General features: G+C 39.0%; 24 protein-coding genes. 7 read left to right on the top strand and 17 right to left on the bottom strand.

The window, feature by feature from the left end:
* Positions 1-34: 34 nt before the first annotated feature.
* From MMB68_RS09610 to MMB68_RS09655, 10 genes are all read right to left on the bottom strand, one after another.
* Complete coding sequence (locus MMB68_RS09610) at positions 35-844, bottom strand: class II aldolase/adducin family protein (RefSeq protein ID WP_264409257.1); 810 nt, start codon at positions 842-844, stop codon at positions 35-37.
* On the bottom strand, positions 834-1859 hold the full coding sequence (locus tag MMB68_RS09615) for an ABC transporter substrate-binding protein (protein ID WP_277548708.1): 1026 nt from the start codon (positions 1857-1859) through the stop codon (positions 834-836). The genes MMB68_RS09610 and MMB68_RS09615 overlap by 11 nt, the downstream gene beginning before the upstream one ends.
* Positions 1860-1921: 62 nt before the next feature.
* Positions 1922-2899 carry an aliphatic sulfonate ABC transporter substrate-binding protein gene (locus MMB68_RS09620; protein ID WP_221785374.1) on the bottom strand — a complete coding sequence of 326 codons (978 nt, stop codon included), beginning with the start codon at positions 2897-2899 and terminating at the stop codon, positions 1922-1924.
* A 36-nt stretch (positions 2900-2935) separates the two neighbouring features.
* The gene (locus MMB68_RS09625) at positions 2936-3691 is read right to left on the bottom strand and encodes an enoyl-CoA hydratase/isomerase family protein (RefSeq protein ID WP_221785373.1); all 756 of its coding nucleotides are present in this window, start codon (positions 3689-3691) and stop codon (positions 2936-2938) included.
* 19 nt (positions 3692-3710) lie between these two features.
* Positions 3711-4094, bottom strand: a complete 384-nt coding sequence (locus MMB68_RS09630) for a hypothetical protein (protein WP_146274387.1) — start codon at positions 4092-4094, stop codon at positions 3711-3713.
* Positions 4095-4109: 15 nt separating this feature from the next.
* Positions 4110-4880: an ATP-binding cassette domain-containing protein gene (locus tag MMB68_RS09635; RefSeq protein WP_098548964.1), complete on the bottom strand. Its 771-nt coding sequence runs from the start codon at positions 4878-4880 to the stop codon at positions 4110-4112.
* 18 nt (positions 4881-4898) lie between these two features.
* On the bottom strand, positions 4899-5681 hold the full coding sequence (locus MMB68_RS09640; protein ID WP_277548711.1) for an ABC transporter permease subunit: 783 nt from the start codon (positions 5679-5681) through the stop codon (positions 4899-4901).
* Between the two features lie 26 nt (positions 5682-5707).
* Positions 5708-6793 (bottom strand): LLM class flavin-dependent oxidoreductase, encoded by a 1086-nt coding sequence (locus tag MMB68_RS09645; RefSeq protein ID WP_221785372.1) that lies wholly within the window; start codon positions 6791-6793, stop codon positions 5708-5710.
* A gap of 56 nt (positions 6794-6849) precedes the next feature.
* Positions 6850-8031 (bottom strand): CaiB/BaiF CoA transferase family protein, encoded by a 1182-nt coding sequence (locus tag MMB68_RS09650; RefSeq protein ID WP_264408178.1) that lies wholly within the window; start codon positions 8029-8031, stop codon positions 6850-6852.
* 160 nt (positions 8032-8191) lie between these two features.
* Complete coding sequence (locus MMB68_RS09655) at positions 8192-9067, bottom strand: LysR family transcriptional regulator (protein ID WP_264408179.1); 876 nt, start codon at positions 9065-9067, stop codon at positions 8192-8194.
* Positions 9068-9368: 301 nt separating this feature from the next.
* Between MMB68_RS09655 and MMB68_RS09660 the strand changes: the two genes are divergently transcribed.
* A complete protein-coding gene (locus MMB68_RS09660; protein WP_221781425.1) occupies positions 9369-10550 on the top strand; it encodes an acyl-CoA dehydrogenase family protein in 1182 nt (393 codons plus the stop codon).
* The gene (locus MMB68_RS09665) at positions 10547-11122 is read left to right on the top strand and encodes a cysteine dioxygenase family protein (protein ID WP_264408183.1); all 576 of its coding nucleotides are present in this window, start codon (positions 10547-10549) and stop codon (positions 11120-11122) included. The genes MMB68_RS09660 and MMB68_RS09665 overlap by 4 nt, the downstream gene beginning before the upstream one ends.
* 56 nt (positions 11123-11178) lie before the next feature.
* On the opposite strand, the gene MMB68_RS09670 is transcribed toward MMB68_RS09665, so the two are convergent.
* The 3 genes from MMB68_RS09670 to MMB68_RS09680 all read right to left on the bottom strand — a co-directional run bounded on the left by MMB68_RS09670 (position 11179) and on the right by MMB68_RS09680 (position 13763).
* Positions 11179-11874 (bottom strand): FadR/GntR family transcriptional regulator, encoded by a 696-nt coding sequence (locus MMB68_RS09670; protein WP_013058211.1) that lies wholly within the window; start codon positions 11872-11874, stop codon positions 11179-11181.
* Positions 11875-12099: 225 nt separating this feature from the next.
* Positions 12100-12729 carry a CPBP family intramembrane glutamic endopeptidase gene (locus MMB68_RS09675; protein ID WP_277548713.1) on the bottom strand — a complete coding sequence of 210 codons (630 nt, stop codon included), beginning with the start codon at positions 12727-12729 and terminating at the stop codon, positions 12100-12102.
* A 104-nt stretch (positions 12730-12833) separates the two neighbouring features.
* Positions 12834-13763 (bottom strand): hypothetical protein, encoded by a 930-nt coding sequence (locus MMB68_RS09680; protein WP_277548714.1) that lies wholly within the window; start codon positions 13761-13763, stop codon positions 12834-12836.
* A 115-nt stretch (positions 13764-13878) separates the two neighbouring features.
* On the opposite strand from MMB68_RS09680, the gene MMB68_RS09685 reads away from it, so the two are divergent.
* Together MMB68_RS09685 and MMB68_RS09690 are read left to right on the top strand one after the other, a co-directional pair.
* The gene (locus tag MMB68_RS09685; protein WP_277548716.1) at positions 13879-14379 is read left to right on the top strand and encodes a GNAT family N-acetyltransferase; all 501 of its coding nucleotides are present in this window, start codon (positions 13879-13881) and stop codon (positions 14377-14379) included.
* A 73-nt stretch (positions 14380-14452) separates the two neighbouring features.
* Positions 14453-15142, top strand: coding sequence for a YoaK family protein (locus MMB68_RS09690; protein WP_264408191.1), 690 nt, complete (start codon positions 14453-14455; stop codon positions 15140-15142).
* Positions 15143-15180: 38 nt separating this feature from the next.
* Here MMB68_RS09690 and MMB68_RS09695 read toward each other — a convergent pair whose 3' ends face one another.
* Positions 15181-15390 (bottom strand): hypothetical protein, encoded by a 210-nt coding sequence (locus MMB68_RS09695; RefSeq protein ID WP_264408194.1) that lies wholly within the window; start codon positions 15388-15390, stop codon positions 15181-15183.
* A 52-nt stretch (positions 15391-15442) separates the two neighbouring features.
* Positions 15443-16201 carry a DeoR/GlpR family DNA-binding transcription regulator gene (locus MMB68_RS09700; RefSeq protein ID WP_221785365.1) on the bottom strand — a complete coding sequence of 253 codons (759 nt, stop codon included), beginning with the start codon at positions 16199-16201 and terminating at the stop codon, positions 15443-15445.
* Between the two features lie 164 nt (positions 16202-16365).
* Here MMB68_RS09700 and MMB68_RS09705 point away from each other — a divergent pair, with 164 nt between their 5' ends.
* Complete coding sequence (locus MMB68_RS09705; RefSeq protein ID WP_277548718.1) at positions 16366-17241, top strand: Cof-type HAD-IIB family hydrolase; 876 nt, start codon at positions 16366-16368, stop codon at positions 17239-17241.
* Between the two features lie 28 nt (positions 17242-17269).
* Here MMB68_RS09705 and MMB68_RS09710 read toward each other — a convergent pair whose 3' ends face one another.
* Positions 17270-17500: a YczI family protein gene (locus MMB68_RS09710; RefSeq protein WP_277447458.1), complete on the bottom strand. Its 231-nt coding sequence runs from the start codon at positions 17498-17500 to the stop codon at positions 17270-17272.
* An 11-nt stretch (positions 17501-17511) separates the two neighbouring features.
* Positions 17512-18477 (bottom strand): 2-hydroxyacid dehydrogenase, encoded by a 966-nt coding sequence (locus tag MMB68_RS09715; RefSeq protein ID WP_277548719.1) that lies wholly within the window; start codon positions 18475-18477, stop codon positions 17512-17514.
* 126 nt (positions 18478-18603) lie between these two features.
* Between MMB68_RS09715 and MMB68_RS09720 the strand changes: the two genes are divergently transcribed.
* Together MMB68_RS09720 and MMB68_RS09725 are read left to right on the top strand one after the other, a co-directional pair.
* Positions 18604-19086, top strand: a complete 483-nt coding sequence (locus MMB68_RS09720; protein WP_277548720.1) for a DUF2500 domain-containing protein — start codon at positions 18604-18606, stop codon at positions 19084-19086.
* An 89-nt stretch (positions 19087-19175) separates the two neighbouring features.
* Entirely contained in the window at positions 19176-19415 is a 240-nt protein-coding gene (locus tag MMB68_RS09725; protein ID WP_277548722.1) for a hypothetical protein, read from the top strand.
* Positions 19416-19457 lie beyond the last annotated feature (42 nt).

Here is a 19457-nt window from a genome sequence, read left to right on the forward strand (position 1 = left end):
ATTCTTATATCAATGCCTAAGCTTTTTCTTTTATTTAGTTTAATATATCCGGTTCCTCATCAAGTAGCTTATACCATAGCTGTTGAAAGTTGAACCAGCCTCCGGACGGACTGCTTACTTGAGAGTGCGTCAAAACAGCCGTTTCATGATCGATTGGAATAGGTTTTCCTGCTGCTTCGGCAAGAAGCTGAGCATGGCAAGCTCGGTCCATAGCAATAAACCAATAGGCTGCTTCATCTACGCTATCTCCAACCGTAAGAAGCCCGTGATTTCTTAAAATAACGCCCTTATGTTGCTGAAGTGCATCAGCAATGCGTTCACCTTCACTTTTCTCTAATACTACTCCAGTAAAATCATCAAATAAGCCGTGATCTTGATAGAATACACACGAGTCTTGGGTAAGAGGATCAAGCAACCTTCCTAAAGACGACCATGCTTTACCATAAAGGGAGTGAGAGTGGGCAGCAGCAATTACATCTGGTCTTGCTTGATGAATTTGCGAGTGAATTGCGATTGCTGCTTTGTTAATTGGACGATCTCCTATGACGACATCTCCGTTGTGATTAACAAGATGCAAATCACTAACTTTCATTTGTCCAAAATGTACACCAAGTGGATTTACCCAGTAATGATCTTTTTTCTCAGGATCTCGAACTGTTATATGCCCCGCGACCCCTTCATTAAATCCAAATTGATTAAAAATTCGAAATGCACCTGCTAGTCTTTCCTTACGATGTTGGCGCTCTTCCTCTACATTTTGAAATGTTGGCTGGTTATAAATTGACGCTGCTTTCGTTGACATAATCATCCACCTTTCCGAATATTCCGTTTTTTTATTTCGAATGTATTTTTTCTACGTCACTATTTAATTCACTTGTCCAAAACTTCTTAACATCTATTTCTTCCTTTAGAAGTGACTCTGAATAAAATGTATCTGCTACATCTTGTTCCGACTTAATTTGCTCAGTATTGATAGGAGTAATAATGCTTGGACGTTGTTCTTCCCCTTCTTTCAGTGTTGTCAATGCCTGGCTAACTGGCTGATGTGTATTTATTGCGACCACTTTTGCCCATTTCTCTTCGTTTTCTCGTGTCCATTTATGAGCTTTTTGTAATCGATCTAGCAGGTCAACTAATGCTGCCTTTTTATTTTTATCCTCGAGGAGCTTAGGCGGTACGGTAATAAGGAAGTTTCCAGACAGAATGTCTTTACCACTTGCTATCGTTTTTGCTCCTTTTTCATGAGCAGATATAATAGATACGCCATAGCTTGCAAATGCGTCTACATTTCCTCCCAAAAGCGCTGTAAGCCCATCAGATGTAGAAAGTTCCACTGGCTTAATGTCTTTCCACTCTAAACCCTCTTCTTTTAGCAGCTTGAGCAGAAAATAATGAGCCGTTGTATTTTTTACATAAGCAACTTTTTTTCCTTTTAAGTCAGCTACACTTTTTACTGAAGAATTTTTGGGAACAACTACTTCTTGATTTAATGTATTACCTTCTTGTACAGCAACTACCTTGAAGTTCCCGTTTCCTTCAGATAAATTAGCAAATATAGGAGGAATTTCGCTGGATAGTGAAAAATCAATATGACCGCCTGCCATTGCCTCAAGCTGAAGGTTCCCACCTTGAAATACGCTGTAATCGATTTTATATGGTGTATTGTCTAGCCCAGCTGCCTTTAACTCCTCTTCAATACTGCTCCATCCTGTTTGCGCTACTCGTAACGTTACATCAGAGAGTTCATTTTTTTCTGGTTGACTAGCAGAGCTTTTTTGATCACAAGCAGTCATCAAGCACCCTATAAATATGGTTAGTAACAGAAGCACGAACCGAAGAAGAAAAAGTCGTTTTTTCATTTGAACACTGGTCACCCCTTTAACCTTCATACTTTATTGCACGCTCCTTTTATATTCTCTTCTCATTTTTTAGGAGACCAGTACGAATTTTGAACGTCAATTTTTTTTGTAATTAATTTCATTTCTAAAAGGTCATTTGCCTGATCTTGAAGGTCATCTGCAGCTTTTTGATTCATAAATTGAACATCAGCTGGCTTTTTCTTTAATATCTCTTGCCAAGTTTCAACTGGAATCTTGGTAGCATCGGATACTAATTCAGCTGCTTCCTTAGGATTTTTATTGATTTCTTTTCCAACTTTTTGAAGTTCTAATACAATTTGTTTTGTTGCTCTCGGATTATCTTTTACAAAATCCTCGCCAGCTACATAGAAGGAACGAAAGGAAACAAGCCCAGTAGCATCAGATAACACGCGATTTCCCTTATTTGCAGTTGTTGTAAAGTAAGGTTCCCATATAACCCACGCATCTACTTGTCCTTGAGAAAAAGCAACACTGGCTTCTGGTGGATTGAGATAGACTGGATTTATATCGCTCTCTGTCATCCCTTCCGACTTCAGCGTTTTTAACAACAAGTATTGGGAGATTGAAGCTTTATTAAAAGCAACCTTCTTACCTTTAAGATCTTTAATAGTTTTAATAGACGAATCATTCTTTACTAAAATGCCTTCGGATTCAGGCACAGAAGGTTCACTTGCAATATATACAAAATCAAGCCCTCTTGCTTTTCCAAATAAAGAAGGAGAATCACCTAAACTACCAATATCAATACTCCCTGCATTCAACGCTTCTGCTACTGCAATTCCTGTATTGAACTCATACCATTTCACTTTATATCCTAATTTCCCTAAGTTCTTTTCCAGCAGCTGCTTTTTCTTTAATAACAGCATAGGTGCAGACTTTTGATATCCTACTTTTACGACACCTTTTCCTTCTACTGATTGATTTCCTGCTGTTGTTTCTTTACCTCCTCCACATCCGGTTAAAGCTAGGAGCAACAGCACAATAATGGTTGTTGCATAAAATCTTTTTTTTGGGATCATCTTAAATCTCCTCTAGCTTTTCAGCATTTATTTTGCCTAGTGACGTACTTTTTTCTTATTATTTTGCACATATCGACCGAATCGGTCGATAAAATCTCCTTCTAGCACAGAAGCACGCGTCAGCTCATGAAAAGACTCGCCTGAATGACAAACCTCTTTTATTGTTTGAGTTGTGTACGCTGGAACATTTGCTAGGATTTTTGCCCATTTTAAAGAACTCTTTTGACCAGTTTCTTTATCCGCACACAGTTCGTGAACTAAGCCATACTCTAAAGCTGTTTGTCCATTTATCTTCTTACCTGACAATGCTAAAAAACGAGCTTTGGAAGAGCCAATTTCATTAACCAAACGCTGTGTCCCTAAAACCAATCCAAACTGCGGACCGGGAAATCGAAAGTATGCTGCTTCACTGGCAATGCGTACATCGCATGAAATGGCAAGATCAGCTCCTGCTCCAAAGGCATACCCATTTACAAAAGAGATCGTGGGAACAGATAAATGGATTAGTATATCAAATAGCTCCGATAGTTTAGTGAAAAAATTGCTTGCTTCTTCATTGCTTAACCCTTGAATAAACTGTAAATCCACGCCTGCACTAAAAGCATTAGATACTTCACTGTTTAAAATCAGTGCACCTACTGTTTTATCTTCTGAAACCTCCTCTAGGGACTGCTTAAGTTCTTCATATAATTCTTGATTAATAGCATTAAGGTTATGAGGCGCGTGTAAGGATAAAATAACAATTTTTTTAGATGATGGCTGGTGATTTACCGTTACATTGACATATCTCATAGCTTCTCCTTTTTAACCTTTACTCGTTGGGTAGTACAATTGCACTGGGCTCGATTTCAGTCAATGGTAAGTCCGTGACTAACTGAATATTTTTGTCCTTTAACAGCTGTTTAAACTCTGCAAATCCGGTATTAGCACTTACTCGGTAATAATGAAAACCTTTCGACTTGGCGCTGTCGTAAGATAATTCACAAAGCATGCTAGGAGGTGCTGCTAGAACTGTTATACCCTGACTTTCAGCCCATTTGACAACCGCGCCTCTCTTTCCTTGGCTCAAATAAATAGAGGGATTTGTAAAATCTTCCGTTTTTTCTGTTTCAGTATTGTATAACCGGATAATGTCCCCTTCCACAATAGGAACAATTTTTTCTGTCTTGCTATTAAGTACAACGGCTACTTGCATTACACTCTTCTCCTTTTATACGGTCGTAGCATCTTCTAAAAGCGACGACGTTTCTTTTTTCATAACTCTTGCTAATACTTTACTTTCTAGTTTCCCAAAGGAATGACTTCCTCTTTCACGAGGCCTTGAAAGGGGAATGCGTAAATCCATCGCAATCTTTCCTTCTTCAATTAAAATAACTCGATCAGCCAGTGTAATAGCTTCTGATACATCATGAGTTACTAAAAGAGCTGTAAAGCGCTGTTCTTGCCATATTCCTTCAATCAGTTCCTGCATCTCAATACGTGTTAACGCATCTAATGCACCCAACGGCTCATCTAGTAACAGCAGCTTAGGCTGAGTGGCTAATGCACGGGCAAGTGCGACTCGCTGGCGTTGCCCACCAGACAAAACAGATGGCCACTCATTTGCTCTGCTCTCTAGTCCTACTTGCTTAAGAGAAGTTAATGCCTTCTCTTTCCACTCGCCTTTCAACCCTAAACTAACACCTACATTGGCTACAATCTTTTCCCATGGCAATAGTCTTGAATCTTGAAACATAAACCGAGCATGGGGATTAATTGAATGTAACTTTTCCCCATTTTGAACGATCTGTCCACTTGTTTCTTTTTCTAACCCTGCAATATGCCTTAATAACGTACTTTTTCCACATCCACTTTGTCCGACGATAGCGACGAATTCGCCAGGCGCTATATCTAAATCAATGCCTTTTAAGACTTCAACATCTCCAAAGAATTTCTTTAAATGCTGTATTTGTAATTGAATTCCTCCACCTTTATATTTCATATTTGCTCGCTCCTTACTTTACGATTTTTGATAGTTTGGATTCCATTTCAATAGCTTTACTTCTAATAGCTTTGCTAAAGAATCAGCAACTTTTCCTAAAATGGCATATAGCAAGATAGCAACAATAACAATATCAATTTGCATGAATTCACGGGCATTCATCGCCATGTAACCAATGCCAGAATCAGCTGCTACGGTCTCTGCTACAATTAATGTCAGCCACATAATCCCTAAGGAATAACGGATACCAACTAAAACGGATGGAAGAGCTCCTTTAAAAATCACTCGTACTAGAAGTTTATTTTTACTTAGGCCATATACTTTTCCCATTTCAATTAGAGATTTATCAACAGAAATAATTCCATGATACGTATTCACATAGATTGGGAAAAACACACCAATTGCTACCAAAAAGATTTTTGCCTCTTCTCCAATCCCTAACCACAAAATTACTAAGGGAATAAGAGCTAAATGCGGAATATTCCGAAACATTTGAATGGTTGTATCCAAGTGTTTTTCTGCAATGGGATATACTCCGTTTACAATTCCTAAAATAAGACCAATACTTCCTCCAATGGCGACACCGATAAATGCTCGACTAAAGCTCACTTTAATATGATTAAACAGCTCTCCAGTTTGAACAAGATGAATTGCACTATATAAAATATCAAGTGGAGAAGGAAGTGTTTCTTTTGATACAATACCTGTAGTCGAAAATAATTCCCAGAGTGCAATTAATAGAATTGGTAAAACCCAAGGAGCTATTCGCTTGCTGTAAATGTTTGTTTTTTTGTTATTCACAATTAGACCTCCTTTACTTTACCATCTTACAAGCGAACGCTTGATTGCTTTTCTTTTAATCGATCGTTCACTTTTGGAATAATTTCTTTACCAATTGCTTCAATGACTTCTAAATGAGGAAACCCTCTTAGTAATACTTTTTCGAACCCTAAATCTACATACTCTACTACTCGATCAGCTATTTGATCTGGCGTACCCACTAATGCAATAGAATTACCACTTAAAACTTGGGTTAATCCAGCCCACAGATTGGGGCCAATAATAAAATCTTTTTCTTTTGCTTCTTCCATTAATTTATCTAACCTTTTATGACCGACAGATTCATCTTTTAATCTAAATTTCTTTTTACTTTCTAAGCTACTTTCACTTACTTTACTAATCAGATTGTGGGCTTTCTCCCATGCTTTTTCTTCTGTCTCTGCTGTAATAACTTGAAGAGAAACTGAATACTTCAGCGTTCTTCCTTCTTTGGCTGCTAAATGTTTCATCTCTTCGATTCGAAGCTTTGTATCTTCTAATGTTTCTCCCCACAACATATAAACATCAGCTAATTTAGCAGCCACTTGCTTACCAGCTTCAGATGCACCACCCATAAAAATTTCAGGTCTTGGTTGTTGGACGGGCTTTGGAAAAAGAGATGCATTTTTAATGGAGTAATATTCCCCTTGATGATTTACTACATCTTCGGTAAACAAACGTTTCAAAATATGAACAAATTCTTCCGTTCTTTTATAGCGTAAATGGTGTGGAAGACTATCTCCATCTCTTTCTAGATCAGCTTGTGAACCTCCAGTAACAACATTAATAATAGCTCTTCCGTTCGATAGATAATCAAGTGTAGCAAATTGTTTTGCAAAAACTGTTGGGCTAATAAAGCCTGGCCTTGCTGCATATAAAAACTTTAAATCTTTAGTTGATTGTATTAAAGAGGAAGCTACAATTGATGCATCTAGACATTCTGCTCCTACTGGAAGAAGCAGCGCTGAAAACCCGGTCTGCTCAGCCATTTGCGCAATTTGATGATTGTATTTAAAAGAGGGTTCAATGTCCCATGGAACTCCAACATATTTTCCATCTCCTGCTGTAGGAGACATAGTAAGTATTTCAACCATTTTTATTCCTCCAATATCATATTATTTATATAAGAATAGTGTGTTTTAAAATAAACTTAGACCTTTATTGATGTTTTCTTCCATTCTTGTAAAACCTCACTTGTGTGTTCGCCAAGTAAAGGAGGCTTTCGATATACGGAGAATTCGTAACCTTTAACTTTTACCGGAAATCCTACTGTTGGTATAGATGAACCATTTGGTAGTGGTAAATCTCTAACAATATTTAATGACTGTGCCATAGGGCTAGCTAATGCTTCAGAAAAATCATTTACTGGAGCTGATGGAACGCCTCTCTGGTCAAACTCGGCTATCCATGATTCAGCTGGCTTTGTGCTAAACACTTTCTGCAAAAGGGCTGCCAGTTCTTTTTGATTTTTAGCACGTGCTGTTTGATTCACAAATCTAGGATCTGTAAACAATTCTTCTAGCCCAGTTACTTCACATACTGCTTTCCAAAGTTTATTATTACCAGCCGCAATGACAAATGGTTTGTCACTTCCATAGAATCCTTGATAAGGAGCATTGCGGGGATGCGCAGTTCCTAATCGTTTTGGCGATTTCCTGTTGCCAAAGTATTCACTCGTTTGCAAAGCTGAAATACCTAATACACTTCCTAACATAGAACAATCAATTTGAGTACCTTCTCCTCCTCTTTCAACATTTAAAACGGCTGCTGTAATTGTATATGCAGCGTACAATCCTACAGCAAAATCGGCTACTGGCACACCGCATTTAACTGCTTCTCCATCTTCTTCACCAGTGACGCTCATTAATCCACTTATTGCTTGAACCGTTACATCAAAAGCACCTTTATTAGCATAAGGACCTTCTTGCCCATACCCTGAAATAGAGCAATAGATTAGCTTAGGATGAACACTAGCTAAACTCTCATAATCCAATGCAAACTTCTTTAATACTCCTGGACGAAAGTTTTCTATAATTACATCAGCTTGTAAACAAAGTTCCCTTAAAGTTGCTAATTGCTGTTTATCTTTAAAATCAATACTAATACTTCTTTTATTTCGGTTTAGTGATGAAAAGTTAGCACTGTACTCTTCTTCTTCATTTTTTACAAATGGTGGCCATAGCCTCATGCCGTCTCCTCCATTTGGATTTTCAACCTTAACAACGTCTGCCCCCAAATCAGCTAACAACATTCCTGTATATGGACCGGCTGCAATTTGGCCGAATTCGAGAACGCGTATACCAGATAGTGGTTGTTTACTAGGTAACTTCATTTCACTGTTCCTTTCTTTTCATAATTTGACTATCTCTTAATTCAACTTAATCAATCAACTTACTGTGTTTTCACAAAGTATATATTACTTTCCTGGATTTGTATAATTGATAAATTCGAATAGTTAATTCAAAAAAAATGAATTAACCAAAATAGAGCTATTAAAAATGAGTCTTTATAAGACGAATTAAATTCTCGACGGCCGTTCCATTGGTTACTGTGTTTATTTTTCTTAAGATACCTGTGGTTACACCAATTTTGAGATCAGAGATCTTTTTTATTTCTGTTCCTGGCGGTGGATTTTTCACCATAACATCAGGCACTACAGCAATCCCAAACCCCACTTGTACATATTCTTTTAATGCAGACATGCTGTTCACTTCAAGTCGAATGTCAGGACTAACACCAGCTTCCACCAACGATTTCTCCAAACTGATTCGGTAATTGCACACAAACCCGCTCAAAAGAAGGCGTTCTCCTTTGAAATCAGCAAGTTCTACTTGATTTTTCACAGCTAACGGATGGTTTTTAGGTACTAACAGGGATACTTCTTCAATAAAAAGCGGCTCAAATAATGTTGTATGATCCAAATTAGGCGTATTGCAGATAGCCAAATCAAGCTCTCCTTCTTTAATCATCTTTGTTAAGTTCTGTGTATTATCAATTTGGATACTTAATTGAACATTAGGGTATCTTTCATTAAACGGCAGTAAGATGCTCGGCAAGCGAAAAATCGCCATGGGCTCAATGGCTCCTACCCGCACTTTACCAGCTTCTCCATGAAGCCATTGCTGCATAGTATCTTGTACGTACTCCAAATCTCTTAATAAAAGGTCTGCTTTCTCATGAAAAAGCCTCCCTGCTTCTGTTAAATGTATTTTTTTCCCTCGTTCAATGAGCTTTACGCCCAAATCTGATTCGAGTTTTTGTATTTGCATCGTAACCGTTGATTGTACGTACTTTAACTCTTCTGCTGCTTTTTGAAAACTTCCTAAGCGCGCAATAGTTTGGAATGTTTTAATCGTTCGTAAATCCATTTACTTGCTACCTCCTCCTTTATAGATAGCTCAAAAACCTACAGCAACTACTTCGTTATTAGTTATCTAGTAAGTAAGTTTTATCACTTCTTTAGCTATTTACTTTATAAGTCAAACCCCTTTGATGTCTACAAAAATCACGTTTGAATTAGGTATTAAAATAAAACAATTCATTTTTATTGAATAATCAATTCTTTTTTTTCAATTATACAAAAGGTTCTTTTCCCTTTATCATGTTAACTAAGTTTTTGGTTTTATATGACATATCTCTACTCAATTAAAGCTTAAGGAGGAATAACATATGCCAATTCATTCCCCTATGAAAAGATCAATACAAGAACAAGCTTATCTATTAGCAGCTGAATTTCAGAAAACGGCCATTCAGCGCGACAGGGAAGGTGGAAATCCGAAATGGGAGCGAGACCTTATTCGAAAAAGTGGATTGCTGAACCTTTTAACTCCCGAAAGGCTGGGTGGAATGGGTAAAACTTGGGGAGATGTGTGTGAAGTTGTACAGATTTTTGCTCAAGCAGACAGCTCGCTAGCGCATGTATACGGCTATCATTTCCTTAACCTGACAACTCCTTACTTTTATGGAACATCGGAGCAATCAGATTTTTACTACCAACAAACAATTCAACAAAATCTCTTTTGGGGCAATGCCTTCAATCCTATTGATTTAAATCTTTTTGCTACAAAAAAGAATTCAAGCATTTTGTTAAACGGAAAAAAAACCTTTTGTTCTGGAAGTGCAGACTCTGATTATTTAATTGTATCTAGTATTTTTGAAGAGACCGAGATTCCATTAATTGCAGTCATACCAACTAACCGTCAAGGCATTGAAGTTAACGGTGACTGGGATCATTTTGGACAGAGGCAAACAGACAGTGGGTCCATTACATTTAAAAATGTGCCTGTTTACAAAGAAGATATTCTAGCAGCTGTTCCACCGAACGATGAATTTTTAAGCATCCGATCAAGCATTGCTAATTTTCTTATTTCACACATTATGTTAGGGGTTACAAAAAGCGCCATCAACGAAGCCCTACAATACGTTTCAACGAAGACGAGAGCTCGTTTTGCCCAACATTCATCTGCCATAGATGACCCTTACATTCAAAGACATCTTGGAAAATTCCACATTCAATACGAAGCAGCTGAATCGTTAATTTCCCAAACTACTGCTGCATTTCAAGAGGCTTGGGAGAAAGGTTGGAACCTTACAGAAAAAGAAAAAACCAGCATTCAAAATTCTATAGGGGTAGCTAAAGCATTTATTACTACAGCAGGATTAGATATTACCTCAAGAATCTTTGACGTCATGGGTAGCAGAGCAACGTCTAACACGTACCGCTACGATCGCTTCTGGAGGAATATTAGAACCCTATCCCTGCACGCCCCTATCGATTATGAAATTCAGCGCCTTGGCACCTGGACGCTGCAAAATTATAAAAACCACCTTGACCTGGAGGAAAATCAATGACTATTTCAACATACATTAAAAAATTAGAAGTTGCCATTCGCAACGTCTTACAGCAAACAAGCTTAGAAAAAGAAGTTGTGGAACAACTCAAACCTCACTTTGACTTATTTTTAAAAACAAAAGATTTATTGCCCGCTACATATAGACAGCCTAAGAAAAATAAATATAGCCAGTTCTTGTTATATAAACCAGAGGATGAAGCTTTTTCAATCGTTGGTTTCGTATGGGGACCTGGACAAACCGCTCCTATACACGATCATTTAGTATGGGGATTGGTTGGGATATATGAGGGAGCAATTGAGGAAACAAGGTACCAAAGAGTTAAAAGCGAACAAGACAGCTACGCCTTAAAGAAAGTGGAGGTAGTAACAGCTAAAGCTCAGGATATTTCGTATGTATATCCTCCGAATAGAGATATACACAGTGTCCGTAATCCATTTACTGAACCCGCTATTACCATTCACCTTTACGGAACAGATATTGGTTTACAGAAGAGACATATTTATGATGAATCTGCTTCTTCTAAAAATATCGTGACGGCTCATGAAAATGAAGTCCCACTGTACACGTAATATTAGTCTATAGAGCAATAAAAAAACGATAACCACAAGGGCTATCGTTTTTTTTATTATTGAGATACCATTACTTTTTGGCGAACGTGCTCTAAATGATCACGAACCGCTTCTGCTGCTTCTTCTGGCTCTCCATTTTTAATCGCTTCAAAAATACGCTCATGGTCGGCATCCGTTTGCTTACGATTTTCTTTTTGGCTTTTATTTAACGAATAAGCAAGCGCTTTTCGATACAAATGACCTAAATCTTCTACAGCATGAAGAAGGAATGAATTATGAGCTGCTTTCACGATATCATGGTGAAAACGATAGTCCGCTTCATGTCCAATTTCTTCACTGTTATGAACCGTCTTTTTAAATGCTTCTAACGATTCTTTAATTTCAATCAGTTCTTCATCTGTGCGGCGCAGCGCGGCTAAGCTTGCTGCCTGCGACTCAATGATAATACGCATTTCAATTAATTCAAGAACCTGATCTGCTTCAACCATTTCAAACGTCATTGGATCAAGCATGCCCACTAAGTTTACACGCTTTACGTAGCTTCCTCCGCCTTGTCGTGATTCAATCAATCCGCTTGCAGAAAGAACGCTTAGCGCTTCACGGATTGGTGCGCGGCTCACTCCAAACATTTTTGACAGTTCATGTTCCGACGGCAAACGAGACTCTGGCGGGAACGTTTTCTCTTTAATCATCTTTTTTAATTGATCAAGCACTTGACTAGACACTTTTTTACGCTCAATAGGTACAAACATACTTCTATTCCTCCTCCAAGTAATTATCTCTCTCTCTTTTTTTAGTTTTCATCGGACCCAGATTAACTATGTGTATTCCGATTTATGTAAACGCTTCAATCTTTGTATTACAAGTATACATTATTTCAATTCAAATGTGTTGATAAAATTTTACTATTATTGTTATTATACCATGAAAACAAGTTATAAATGAATAACGATTCATGGTTTTTTGACATAATACCACTATCTTACATATAATCCGTATACAATCATAATCGCCGCATCCGCTAGCGCATGGCTGATGATGGCCCCTTTGATACCATATCGCTCTCTTATATACGCCCACATCATACCTGCTGAAAAGACGCCTATTACCGAGATCACATTAAACGGAAATACAAAAACAGGAAGGATAATGAATACGTGACAAAGCGTATAAAAGCTTGATGTAACAGCGCTTGAAGCAAGTACAGAAACATGCTTTTTCACTTTATTTTGTATATACACCCGCCAATACATTTCTTCTAAAACAGGATTAATAAAAATCAAAATGACGGCTAAAACGGTAACTTTCCATCCGCTAAATCCCCATATTTGCAAAACCGCTTGCATATCTTCTACATGAAAGATTTTACCAGAAAAAAGCAGGCTGCTTCCAATTATAGCAGCGGCACATAGAACTCCGCTGAGAGTTCCCACATACAGAGATTTCTTTGTAAGCGATACCTTAAAGTTAATTTTATTATTCGCATATAAAATCATAAACATCCAGCCGTAAAAGCAAACAAATGTTACCAACACATTTTGGATAAGCCACAAACCGAAAAAAACAAAGATTGTAGGCATGAACAGCAAAAACAAAAATTTTATCATGTTTATGGCGCACCTTCTTTAAAAGCCGCTTTTCTTTTACCTAGTAAACCTTTCGTATTCAAAAGGTTTACTATCTTTTATCTTATAAAAGTCCGGGGGTATTTTCAATTATTTTTTAATTCCTGCTCCAACTCACGAAGACTTTCAGCAAGCTTTTTCTTTTCTTCTTCAAAGTGAGCATCGTCTTTAAAAGCAGGAGCTGGAGGTTCTAGCTCTTCATTTTCTTTTAGCCAATCCGGTGTCATTTCCTTGCGAATGAAGCGCTTTTTATTAGCGTAGGAAACCGGCTTTTCAGCCTGTTGACTCGCTAGCGTACGCTGTGATGTTACATAATGCTTATGAAAAAGATGCTGTTTAATATAAGCAAACGCTCGAATGGTATCACCGCTGTATTTAGGTACGTAGTGATCGAATGCTTCATGCAGTCCTGATAGCGCCGTTTCTATTGGTATTTCGCTTTTTGCGACTTCGTACATATGCTTTAAATCACTGGCTGAAGGATACATCCCTCGGTTTCTTCTAGCAATAAAAGCGGCTTCCAACGTTTGGACGTAAGCGTCATGCGCGTCTTCTTCTCTTTTTATTTGATTTGTATTTTTTGCTGTAGTCTCTGTTAATGAAGCCTTCACTGTGACCGGCTCCGCTGCTTCAATTTGACTTTCCCCTTCTGTCAAATTGACATCTTCGAGCTCTTCAAATTCATCGCTTGGCATAAGCTTTTCTAATTGCTCATAATCAATTCGGTACCAGACCGTGTTGTTAAATTTAGAGCGGTTGTATTTCCCTTTTATAATCAAGCCTTCTTTTTCAAGTTTTGAAATGATGCGTTGAATCGTTGAAAGCGACCAAAACGGAAACTGCTGCAGCCACTGCTGATTGGTATTGTATACCCACGTATATCCGTCCTGCACGTTTACGCTTTTTTCAAGCCAGTAGTGAAGCTGCTGAAGAAACAGCGCTCCGTTCACTCCTACTTTGACTGCAAGCGCCGGCAGTACAAGTAACGGCTGATCTTTTAATAATAATTTACTCATTACGTCATCTCCTTTGTTATGTAAAATAGCTACTATATATATACAAAGAAAACGGAAAAACGGGGATGCCACCTTTAAATTTATGTTAAAATATAGAAAAAAACGAGGTGAGCAGATGATACGTCAAGGGAGAATTGGTGATGAAGCGGGCATTACCCACGTACACGTAGAAAGCTGGAAATCGACTTATAAAGGACTTGTTCCGGATTTTTTTTTAAATTCGTTGAACGCTGAAAAGCGAAAAGCCGTCTGGAAAAAACAGCTGGAATCAAATTCTGTTTTCGTTGCAGAAGAAAACGGTCAAATTGTCGGCTTCGCTTCTTATGGTAAAGAAAGAACCAACAAGCATCCTTCCTATAACGGAGAACTGTATGCCATGTATTTACTCACAGAGCATCAGCGAAAAGGAATTGGAAAAGCGCTTATGCATAAAATAGCGCAAGAGTTGGCAAACCAACATATACATACGATGCTCACATGGGCTTTCGAAGAGAACGGCGCCTGTCAATTTTACGAAGCGCTCGGGGGAAAAAGAATCGATCAAGCGGACGTGATCATTGACGGCAGATCTCTATCTGAAGTGGCTTTTGGATGGAACACGCTTAAAAATTTGTAAGACAACTCTCTGGACAGATTTTTTTCTTCACGGTAAACTGTTTAGTTGGTATAAAAAGAAAGGATGACTTACCGTGACGAATTCTACTTATCGAAATATTATTTTGCTCGTTCTTTGTGTCACAGCGGGTATCGTCGATGTGATTGGCTACTTAAGCCTTGGCCATATCTTTACGGCAAATATGACCGGAAACATCGTGCTGCTTGGATTAGCAATTGGAAACTCGCTTGAAACAACTGTTTTTCATTCCCTCACAGCTTTAGGAGGCTTCATTGTAGGAGTTGTAGGAGCTGCAATCCTTGTTGGAAACAAAGAAAAAACGTTTTGGCCTAAAGCCGTAACGATCGCGCTTGGAATAGAAGGATTACTTTTACTTGTTTTTGCACTTTTATCTTCGTTTTCTCCTTCTTTACATGTAACTTACTTATTTATTTTCTTATTAAGCTCAGCAATGGGACTTCAAACAACGGCGGCTCGAAAGCTTGGCGTAGCCGGAATTTCAACAACTGTATTAACAGGGACGCTTGCTAACTTTTTTGAAGACGTAACGGCACGTTTGCGCAGCCCTCGCTATCGCAAAACGTTTACAACCGACGCCATTCTTCGCGCGCTGTCTCTTGTACTTTACTGCTTTGGCGCTGTTATCGCCGCACTTGCAGAGCCTGCTTATAAATTTGAAATTATTTGGCTGCCCATTGTTATTTTGTTAGCTATTATCATTTTTGTCAGCACGAAGTTTCGTTCTGATTCAGAAAAAAAATAATAATGATAAAGACCCGTTTCGATAAAGAAACGGGTCTTTTATTTTCCTGACAGTGCCGCTAAAACGCCAAGAATGATTGCCGCTGCAGGTCCTACAATGAATAGTCCAATTAAAATCGATCGTATGGCTTCCCATAATGACCGCAAAGGACCTTGCTTAGACTCTGCTTTTTCCACTCTTTCCTCTAGGTGTTCGACTCTTTGCTGAAGCTTCGCTAATTCCTGCGTAACATCTATTTGTTCGCTCATCGCTCAAGCTCCTTTTTACTCTACATTACCATATACTTCCTTACTAAAACTACTATTTATTTGTGATTACTTCAATGCCGATTTCGCGGTAAGCATTTAACACGGTTTCGTTCACATGTTCTTCTGTAATGAGCCAATCTAATGAGTTTGCTGAACTGAAGGTGTACGTTGACGATGTATTGAGTTTTTTAGCTGTTACAATAGCCGCTACTTCACTCGCACTTTTAATCATTTGGCTTTTAATGTGCATTTCTTCAAGCAAAGGAATGCTCATGCCGATTTTAGGATCGATTGCGTATACGCCTAAAAAACAAAGATCCGCTCGAATTTGTTTAAGCGTATCAACCACGCTTTGTCCTACCGTGACCATCGACTCTTTTCGAAACGTTCCTCCAAGAGAAACAACTTCTACAAAGTCATGTTCCGCTAGTGCAACGGTAATTAACGGACTGTTTGTAATGACGGTAACCTTCAAATTCTTTGGAAAAGCTTTGACAAGCTGAATATTTGTTGTACTTCCGTCCATCAAGAGCACCTGCCCGTCTTTAATTAACGGAAGCGCCGCAACGGCAAGTGAATGCTTAACATCCATCAATTCACGTTTTCGCTCCCTGTAATCAACCGCAGACGTGGAACGCGGAAGCGCTCCTCCGTGTACGCGCTGCAGCAGACCAAGCGCGTCCATTTCCCGCAGATCTCTGCGGATTGTATCTTCTGAAACATTCAGCGTTTGGCTAAGCGTGGTAGCCACAATTCGCCCTTCTTTTTCAAGCAAATTCATAATTTGTTTGCGTCTTTCTTGTTTTAACATTGCTTGTTCACCTGTTTTCTTTCTGCTTTTTACTTTATTATACTTGTTTCTTTTGTAAAAACAATGTAAAAACGCTTGATTATCAGTGTTTTTTCGTTTATTGTAGGATAAACAAGATAAAGCACGTAAAAACAAGTAACAATAGTCAAAGGGAGAGATAGTTTATGAAGATGATTTTTACAGATTTAGATGGAACGCTTTTAAATAGCAGCAGTGAAATTAGTACAATTAATGCAGAAGCAATTAAAAAAGCGCAAAAACACGGAGTTGAAGTCGTGGTTGCTACAGGGCGCGCTTATTTCGACGTGCAGGAAATTTTAAAAAAAGCTGAGCTTTCAAACCTGTGGGTGATTGCCGCAAACGGAGCGACTATTCATGACCCGAACGGACACCTCAGACATTCTGTTCCAATTGATGCACATCACGTAAAAGAGGCGCTTCAGTGGCTGGATGCAAACGAGTTTTACTATGAAGTGTTTGCAGAGCACGCGATTTATACGCCAAACTCAGGCCGTGAGCTGCTGGCCATTGAAATTGACCGAGTCAAAAGCGCCAATAAAAATGTGGATGAAGAAAGACTTCATCACGCAGCGGCTAAGCAGTACAGCCAAACGGGGTTTGCCTTTGTTGCATCCTATGAAGATATTTTAAATACAAACGCTGAGCTTTATAACGTACTAGCTTTTTCATTTGATGATGAAAAACGACAAAAAGGCTGGGATCACTTTAGCAAGCAGCATGATATGACGCTTGTCTCTTCCGCTGATCATAACTTTGAACTGGAACACAAAGACGCGTCAAAAGGAAACGCATTAACATACGTGGTAAAAGAGCTTGGCGGCTCTCTTCATGATACCATTGCCATTGGAGACAGCTTTAACGACGTATCGATGCTCCAGACGGCTGGAAAAGGAATCGCTATGGCAAATGCGCATGCGGAAATTAAAGCGTTAGCTGATGATGTTACATTAACGAACGATGAAAACGGAGTAGCTTCCGTTATTGAAAAAGTGTTAGAAGCACAGCTGGAAGCACATTAAAAAAACGCTTGGCATTTGCCAAGCGTTTTTAACTGATCATGCGGTAAATACCGACAAACCAGCTAAACAGCGCAACTAGAAACAGCAGCCATGCGCTGGTTTTTTTTCTTTTTTGCCACTCAATTGCTCCTAAAACTAGCATGGTAAACCCGAGCAGTATATTTAAAAACGAAAGGAACTGGTAGCTGTGAGTAAGCATAATATAAAGAGCCAGTCCAACGGTAATAATTGAAAAAATAAGCTGTAATGCTTTTAACAAAAAATCTCTCCTTACTTGTAATTCACGTCTTCATTCACACACGTCACTAAAGGCTTTTTTTCAAGACCTAAAAGCAGGTTCTGGACGGCTAAATCCGCCATGCGATTGCGCGTCTCGTACGTAGCACTTCCAATATGAGGTGTTACCAGCACATTTGAAAGCTGCAGCAGCTTATGATCTGCCGGAAGCGGCTCTGGGTCTGTTACGTCTAGAGCGGCATACGCAATTTCTTCATTTTCCAGCGCTTCGTACAGTGCTTCAGTATCCACTAATCCTCCGCGCGCTGCGTTCACAAAATACGCGCTGTTTTTCATGGCTTTAAACTCCGCTTCTCCAAACATCCCTTTGCTTTCATTTGAAAGCGGCACTAAGCATACGATACAGTCAGCTGTGTGAAGAAGTTCTTCAAACGAAAGGTATACGGCATCAAGCTCTTTTTCTGCTTCATGCTTGCGGCTTCGGTTGTGGTAAACGATGTTCATTCCGGACGCTTTTGCTCGTCTGGCAACGGCGCTTCCAATATCGCCCATTCCAACAATACCAAGCGTTTTTCCAAATAAATCAACGCCGAATACCGTTTCCCAGTTTCCTTGCTTCACTTTTTCATAGCCTTCATGAATGCGGCGAGCTGCTGACAGCAAGAGACCAAACGTTAAGTCTGCCGTTGCTTCTACTAGCACGCCTGGCGTATTGCTAAACGGCACCCCTTTTTTGGTGCATGCTTCGACATCTACACTGTCATACCCGACGCCCCATTGAGAAATAACGCGCAGATTCGGCGCTGCTTCTAACAGCTCTTCGTCCACTGTGATGTGGCCGATATTAAAAAAGCCGTCGGCATCACGAAGCCAGTCGCGCAGCGTTTCTTGTGGAATCTTTTCTTCTCCTTCCCACATTTGAATATCGCAGTACTCCGCTAGCTTCTCATAAGCGTTTGGCCACGTTTTTCCAGACATAACAACTTTGTATTTCCCCATGTGTATCTCTCCTTTTCCTTGTTCACTCATATGTATGAATAGTAACTAGCTATCCTATCATAAGCCTACTATAAAGATGAAACTTTTTCCATTCAGTAATCGTATTTATAGTAAGGGGGAATACGAATGTTTGAAGATGAAATGATATTTGAAGATGATCCGTCCGGAGATGACATTGTTTTTGAAGGTGATGCTGACCTCAGTGGAGGCGCTTTTTTTACAGATGACGCGTTATTTAACGGAATGCCTGCGTTTGTGATGCTATTTTTTGTTATTGTTATTGGTATTTTTCTATTTTCTATTTTTAAAGGGATCGGCACATGGAGTAAAAATGAGCAGTCTCCCCGTCTTTCCGTAAAAGCAAAAATTACGGGCAAACGTACAAACGTTCATCGCCATGGGGGTCACGCTCACGAACATCATCACTCTCACACGTCTACAACTTACTACGTAACCTTTCAGTTTGAAAGCACCGACCGCTCTGAATTTACTGTTTCAGGCCGTGAATACGGCATGCTAGCAGAAGGCGATGAAGGAATGCTGACCTTTCAAGGAACTCGTTTTTTGGATTTTCAAAGAAATCTCAGTGAAGAACATACAGATGCTTAGCCTATGATCTCTTGCTTTTAGAGGTCTTTTTTACTGTAGGAATGCATTCCGACCTATTTGTGCCCTTTTTACATGATGGAAGAACGTTATTGACCACAAAAACATACCGTGTAACACATTCATGTAAACAGGCAGGTGATTTTATGTATTCTCCTTATTCAGGCAGCGGCCTCTACTACGGACATTACGGAGAAGCCCCTCATTCGCATCCTATTCAAACAATACTGGCGCAATACTGGCATGAAACCCACTATCCAGGTCCACACAAAAAATATGTACACGTGTATTATCTTAACCCGGCTTCTCTTCATTATTATCAAACCTACTAAACTATTTTTGTAAAAAATTGGTGATTTATAAACTTTTTTATT

The organism is Priestia sp. Y58 (genome assembly GCF_029522095.1).
In the GTDB taxonomy this organism is placed as follows: Bacteria; Bacillota; Bacilli; order Bacillales; family Bacillaceae_H; genus Priestia; species Priestia megaterium_E.

Excerpts from the sequence above, each read along its gene's own strand:
- MMB68_RS09615 (WP_277548708.1), bottom strand. The coding sequence starts at position 1,859 with ATGAAAAAACGACTTTTTCTTCTTCGGTTCGTGCTTCTGTTACTAACC.
- MMB68_RS09620 (WP_221785374.1), bottom strand. The coding sequence starts at position 2,899 with ATGATCCCAAAAAAAAGATTTTATGCAACAACCATTATTGTGCTGTTG.
- MMB68_RS09625 (WP_221785373.1), bottom strand. The coding sequence starts at position 3,691 with ATGAGATATGTCAATGTAACGGTAAATCACCAGCCATCATCTAAAAAA.
- MMB68_RS09630 (WP_146274387.1), bottom strand. The coding sequence starts at position 4,094 with ATGCAAGTAGCCGTTGTACTTAATAGCAAGACAGAAAAAATTGTTCCT.
- MMB68_RS09635 (WP_098548964.1), bottom strand. The coding sequence starts at position 4,880 with ATGAAATATAAAGGTGGAGGAATTCAATTACAAATACAGCATTTAAAG.
- MMB68_RS09645 (WP_221785372.1), bottom strand. The coding sequence starts at position 6,793 with ATGGTTGAAATACTTACTATGTCTCCTACAGCAGGAGATGGAAAATAT.
- MMB68_RS09650 (WP_264408178.1), bottom strand. The coding sequence starts at position 8,031 with ATGAAGTTACCTAGTAAACAACCACTATCTGGTATACGCGTTCTCGAA.
- MMB68_RS09655 (WP_264408179.1), bottom strand. The coding sequence starts at position 9,067 with ATGGATTTACGAACGATTAAAACATTCCAAACTATTGCGCGCTTAGGA.
- MMB68_RS09660 (WP_221781425.1), top strand. The coding sequence starts at position 9,369 with ATGCCAATTCATTCCCCTATGAAAAGATCAATACAAGAACAAGCTTAT.
- MMB68_RS09665 (WP_264408183.1), top strand. The coding sequence starts at position 10,547 with ATGACTATTTCAACATACATTAAAAAATTAGAAGTTGCCATTCGCAAC.
- MMB68_RS09670 (WP_013058211.1), bottom strand. The coding sequence starts at position 11,874 with ATGTTTGTACCTATTGAGCGTAAAAAAGTGTCTAGTCAAGTGCTTGAT.
- MMB68_RS09675 (WP_277548713.1), bottom strand. The coding sequence starts at position 12,729 with ATGATAAAATTTTTGTTTTTGCTGTTCATGCCTACAATCTTTGTTTTT.
- MMB68_RS09680 (WP_277548714.1), bottom strand. The coding sequence starts at position 13,763 with ATGAGTAAATTATTATTAAAAGATCAGCCGTTACTTGTACTGCCGGCG.
- MMB68_RS09685 (WP_277548716.1), top strand. The coding sequence starts at position 13,879 with ATGATACGTCAAGGGAGAATTGGTGATGAAGCGGGCATTACCCACGTA.
- MMB68_RS09695 (WP_264408194.1), bottom strand. The coding sequence starts at position 15,390 with ATGAGCGAACAAATAGATGTTACGCAGGAATTAGCGAAGCTTCAGCAA.
- MMB68_RS09700 (WP_221785365.1), bottom strand. The coding sequence starts at position 16,201 with ATGTTAAAACAAGAAAGACGCAAACAAATTATGAATTTGCTTGAAAAA.
- MMB68_RS09705 (WP_277548718.1), top strand. The coding sequence starts at position 16,366 with ATGAAGATGATTTTTACAGATTTAGATGGAACGCTTTTAAATAGCAGC.
- MMB68_RS09715 (WP_277548719.1), bottom strand. The coding sequence starts at position 18,477 with ATGGGGAAATACAAAGTTGTTATGTCTGGAAAAACGTGGCCAAACGCT.
- MMB68_RS09720 (WP_277548720.1), top strand. The coding sequence starts at position 18,604 with ATGTTTGAAGATGAAATGATATTTGAAGATGATCCGTCCGGAGATGAC.